Below are 4,299 nucleotides of genomic sequence, written 5' to 3'. Positions count from 1 at the left end.
TGCTCCTCGCAGCTTGCGGCCGGGCCAGAACTCGCCTTGGTTGCACCAAGGCTCAAACATGCTGTCCCGGACTGCCCCGCAAGCTGCTGCGGTGCTCGGCGAGGCCGACGGGGTTGGGGTTCTCCGTAGCTGTTGCAGCATGTATTCGACGACTGTGGCGGCATGCGCCCGCCTTGCCGGCGATCAGGGGGCATTCGATCGATCACGCGGTCGGCGTCGATTTTAAACTGACCGCGGCGTACACGACTCCGTTGTCATGATGGCATTACGGCTCCGGTTTCCCGGAGTCGGCGCTGCTGATTCAAAACGTGATTCGTTCAGCGCTCCCCGAGCAGGCTGCCGCCGCAGTGCCCGTCCACATCCACCCATAGGTGCCGCAGGCCGGTTTCCAGCAGCCAGGCCGGGCCGTCGCTCTCCTTCAGCATGGCCAGGGTGCTGGCGCTGCCGGCCAGCACGCACAGATCGGCAATGACGCTGACCGCCGCCAGGCCGTGCACCGGCCAGCCGGTATCGGGGCGCAGGATATGGCCATAGCGCACGCCATCGATCACCAGGCAGCGCTCGTAGTCGCCGCTACTGGCCATGGCGCCGCCTGACATCGGCACCGTGAGCAATACCGCATCGCGCTGGCGCGGATCGCGTATGCCGACCTGCCAGGACGTGCCATCGGGCTGCGGCCCCAGCACGCGGATATCGCCGCCGAGGTTGACGATGCCGCTGTGAATGCCCGCCGCCATCAATAGTGCCGCCAGCCGGTCCACCGCGTATTCCTTGACGATGCCACCCAGATCCAGCTGCATGCCGGGCGTCGGGAAGCGCAGGCGCGGTGGCTGCCAGTCGATCTTGTGCCAGCCCACCAGCGGCAACAGCGCATCGATCGCCGCTTGTGCCGGTGCGGTGCCACTACTGAGCTGCCAGGCACGGGCCAGCACGCCGGCGCTGATATCGAAACGTCCGCCGCTTTCGCGATGGCTGATAGCGGCGAAGTTGAGCAGGGCAGCGGTTTCGGTGTCGACGCAGATCTCGCCGCCAGCGCTGGCTACACGGTTGATGTCGGATAACAGGCTGTCGGGCCGGTAGCGCGAATAGCGCGCTTCAAGGCGCTGCACCTCGGCAACGGCCTCGGCAATCAGCTGCCAAGCCAATTGTTCATCGCCGGCATACAGCTGGATTTCACACGGGCTGCCCATGGCGGCGAAGTGGTGTTGATGACGCAGCATGGCGCAATTACTCATTTTTACAAATCAGTTCGAAACCTATTACACCAGCCGTGTCAGAAACCACCTGCATGCTCGACCAAACTGCTCGGCCTCGCTTGCCGATGCGATGTCCTCAGGGTTTTCCACATTCATAAGGAAAGCATCATGGCGGTCGGAACATGCAGCAGTTGTTTCAAAGGCGGCCTGGAAGCGTTACAGGCTTATCAACGACAGGCGCTGGCTGATGATCGCACCCAGCAGCAGTTACAGCAGCAGGCGGCTATTCAGGCTAGTCTGCAGCTAGGTGAGAACCGGCCGCGTGCCGGTGCGGTATCAGGCAGCGTCATCAATGTTTCTGTGTAGGTCCGTGTAAGGGGTTGAGATCGGCAGGCCCGGTCTCTTTATGCCGGCAGGCCAATACCTGCCGGCTTTTTCTTGCCTGCCGCGGGCGGCGCCGTGGCAGAAAATGCACACGTGCGGGTTCGTCCACGGGATAATGCCAGCCTTTTACCGAGGTCTGCCGTGTGCCGGTGTTTTACCCTGCACCGGGCAGACCCTGATTCATTCCGGGCTCACCATGCGTCAAATCATCCTCGATACCGAAACCACCGGCCTGCGCGTGGAAGATGGTAACCGCATCCTTGAAATCGCCGCCGTCGAGATGGTCAGCCGCAAACTGTCGCGGCCGGATCGCCATTTGCATCGCTATATCAACCCCGAGCGCGAATCCGAAGAGGGCGCGCTCAATGTGCACGGCCTGAGCAGTGACTTTCTGGCCGACAAGCCCAAGTTCGCCGATATCGTCGACGAGTTTCTCGACTTTGTGCGCGGTGCCGAGTTGATCATCCACAACGCGCCGTTTGACGTCGGCTTTCTCAATATGGAGCTGGAGCGCCTGGGGCGCGGCAAGATCAGCGACTATGTGACCGGCATCATCGATACGCTGAAAGACGCCAAGGAGATGTTCCCCGGCAAGCGCAACAGCCTCGATGCGCTGTGCGATCGTTTCGAAGTGGACCGCAGTGCCCGTACCCTGCACGGCGCGCTGATCGACTGCGAATTGCTGGCCGAAGTCTATCTGTGCATGACCCGTGGCCAGGACAGCCTGCTGATCGACTTTGCCGGCGCCGATGGTGATGACAGCGCCGCCCAGGCCGCCGCAGCCGTGGCGCGCGCCGCGCGTGGCCCCTTGAAGGTGCTGCGCCCGACTGCCGGCGAGCTGGGCGAGCACGATGCTTATCTCGATACCCTGGACAAAACGGTCAAGGGCAGCTGCCTGTGGCGCAGCCTGGAGCCCAAGCCGGAGGCTGCGGCGTGAGCCAGCGGTTTATCGCCTTGCTGCCGGCCGCCGGTGCCGGCAGCCGCATGGGAAGTGAGCTGCCCAAGCAATATCTGCCCCTGCTCGGCAAGCCCTTGCTGGCGCATACCCTGAGTGCCCTGGCGGCGGCGCCGCAGCTCGACCGGCTGGTGCTGGTACTGTCGCCCGAAGATGGCTGGTTCGAATCAATCGTGCCGCATCTGGGCGAGTTGCAGGGCAAGCTCACCGTGCTGCGCTGCGGTGGCGCCAGCCGCGCCGAATCGGTGCGCAATGGCCTCGCTGCCCTGGCGAGCGAGCTGGCCTGTGATGATTGGGTGCTGGTGCACGATGCTGCCCGCCCCTGTATCGCGGCCAGCGATATCGGCCGGCTGATCGATGCACTGCGCGATGAGCCGGTGGGTGGCATCCTGGCCTTGCCGGTTGCCGATACGCTCAAGCGCGCGGATGGCGGCGGCCAGATTGCTGCCACCGTGTCGCGCACCGGGCTGTGGCGGGCGCAGACACCGCAGATGTTCCGCTATGGCCTGCTGCGCGATGCGCTGGACCAAGCGGCCGATGACACGATTACCGATGAAGCCAGCGCCATCGAGGCCAGCGGCCATGCGCCCCGGCTGGTGCTGGGCAACGAGCGCAATATCAAGGTGACCTATCCCGACGATCTGGCCCTGGCGGCGCTGTATTTGCAGGCGAGGTAGGGCCGAGAAGGCGGCGCTGCCGCCATCTAGGATAGACCCGGATGCTACTGGCAGACAGCGTCTTCCAGGGGGATGCGGTTTGCACGTCACCCCTCTCCCCAACCCTCTCGCGAGGAGAGAGGGGGCGTATGGCGATTTAGCCTCTCGCCGTGATCGAGTTTATGGTTCCGGTAAATAAAGCATTCTCTCGCCGCAAGCTAGCAGATCGGCGCAGTACTCCCTCTCCCCGCGCGGGAGAGGGGGCTAGGCTCTGTTGACGTTTTGCCGACGGTCGCGCCGGGTCGAGTTTTGCGGTAAATCAAGGCGGAATGAGTGCGGCATAACGGGTTATGTAAGCGAATGACAACGCGGAGTTACCGCAAAACTCGGCCCGGCCCTGTGGGTTTCGCCGGCAAAACGTCAACAGAGCCTAGAAGTGTCGCTGTTTCTTGTGTACTGCCGGTCCCGTCTGCTGGATTGCCGGGCTCTGGGCATCCACAAAAAAAGAAGTCTCAAGTCCTTGCATCCAGTTTTGCATGCGCTGCGTATCAGGTGGTGGATGGGCGAATCAGGCCCAGTCACCCACCTTTCAGGAGATACGCATGAAAACGATGCTGACAGTCGCGCTGGCCAGCGCCCTGGGATTAACCGGACTCCCCGCCTTGGCGCAAGCCGGCCCGCTCAGTGACGCCCAGCTCAAGGCGGCCTTGGCGGTAGCGACCAGTGGCAACCACTTTGCCGCTGCCAACACCAATCTGGTGGTTTGCACGAAAAGCAGCTACCCCGGCTCGGTAAGCTGCTCTGCCCCGGTTGATCTCGGCCATGTTTACGGCAATGAGGAATTGCAAGCTGCCTACAAGCAGTTTTCCTGCGTGCAAACGCCGGGCAATTCGCTGTACTTCTGTAACGCAGGCGGCCTGTTTGGCGCGATCTATGTGTTCAACTTCCTCAATGGCGCGGGCGCCAGCACCATCATCTATGTGCCGGAAAGCAATGCCGACAACTTCACGGCGCAGGTCAACAACCTCGCCGGCAATCAGGCCGATAGCACAGAGCCTACCTCTGTGGACGCCATTGGCCTGATCCAAAGCGACTCTGCCGAGCCCTT

The 4,299-nt window shown here is 62.7% G+C and carries 5 protein-coding genes; 4 read left to right on the top strand and 1 reads right to left on the bottom strand.

The features are described 5' to 3' along the window. Positions 1-317: 317 nt before the first annotated feature. Positions 318-1,220, bottom strand: a complete 903-nt coding sequence (locus tag ACE3OH_RS20110) for an FAD:protein FMN transferase (protein ID WP_374357346.1) — start codon at positions 1,218-1,220, stop codon at positions 318-320. A 144-nt stretch (positions 1,221-1,364) separates the two neighbouring features. Between ACE3OH_RS20110 and ACE3OH_RS20105 the strand changes: the two genes are divergently transcribed. The 4 genes from ACE3OH_RS20105 to ACE3OH_RS20090 form a co-directional block, all read left to right on the top strand. Next, positions 1,365-1,562, top strand: a complete 198-nt coding sequence (locus tag ACE3OH_RS20105) for a hypothetical protein (RefSeq protein ID WP_374357344.1) — start codon at positions 1,365-1,367, stop codon at positions 1,560-1,562. Positions 1,563-1,776: 214 nt separating this feature from the next. After that, positions 1,777-2,517: a DNA polymerase III subunit epsilon gene (gene dnaQ / locus ACE3OH_RS20100; protein WP_374357342.1), complete on the top strand. Its 741-nt coding sequence runs from the start codon at positions 1,777-1,779 to the stop codon at positions 2,515-2,517. Next, positions 2,514-3,212, top strand: a complete 699-nt coding sequence (gene ispD / locus ACE3OH_RS20095; RefSeq protein ID WP_374357340.1) for a 2-C-methyl-D-erythritol 4-phosphate cytidylyltransferase — start codon at positions 2,514-2,516, stop codon at positions 3,210-3,212. The genes dnaQ and ispD overlap by 4 nt, the downstream gene beginning before the upstream one ends. A 581-nt stretch (positions 3,213-3,793) precedes the next feature. After that, positions 3,794-4,299 (top strand): hypothetical protein (locus ACE3OH_RS20090; protein WP_374357338.1); only part of this gene is annotated, 506 nt, incomplete at its 3' end.

Origin of the sequence: Chitinimonas sp., from assembly GCF_041904975.1 — a bacterium.
GTDB lineage: Bacteria > Pseudomonadota > Gammaproteobacteria > Burkholderiales > Chitinimonadaceae > Chitinimonas.
The sequence above is the reverse complement of the archived record's forward strand: the minus strand, read 5'-3'. Positions and strand labels throughout refer to the sequence as shown.

What these genes read in the sequence shown, in the direction of transcription:
- ACE3OH_RS20110 (WP_374357346.1), bottom strand. Translation starts at nt 1,220, where the DNA reads ATGCTGCGTCATCAACACCACTTCGCCGCCATGGGCAGCCCGTGTGAA.
- ACE3OH_RS20105 (WP_374357344.1), top strand. Translation starts at nt 1,365, where the DNA reads ATGGCGGTCGGAACATGCAGCAGTTGTTTCAAAGGCGGCCTGGAAGCG.
- dnaQ (WP_374357342.1), top strand. Translation starts at nt 1,777, where the DNA reads ATGCGTCAAATCATCCTCGATACCGAAACCACCGGCCTGCGCGTGGAA.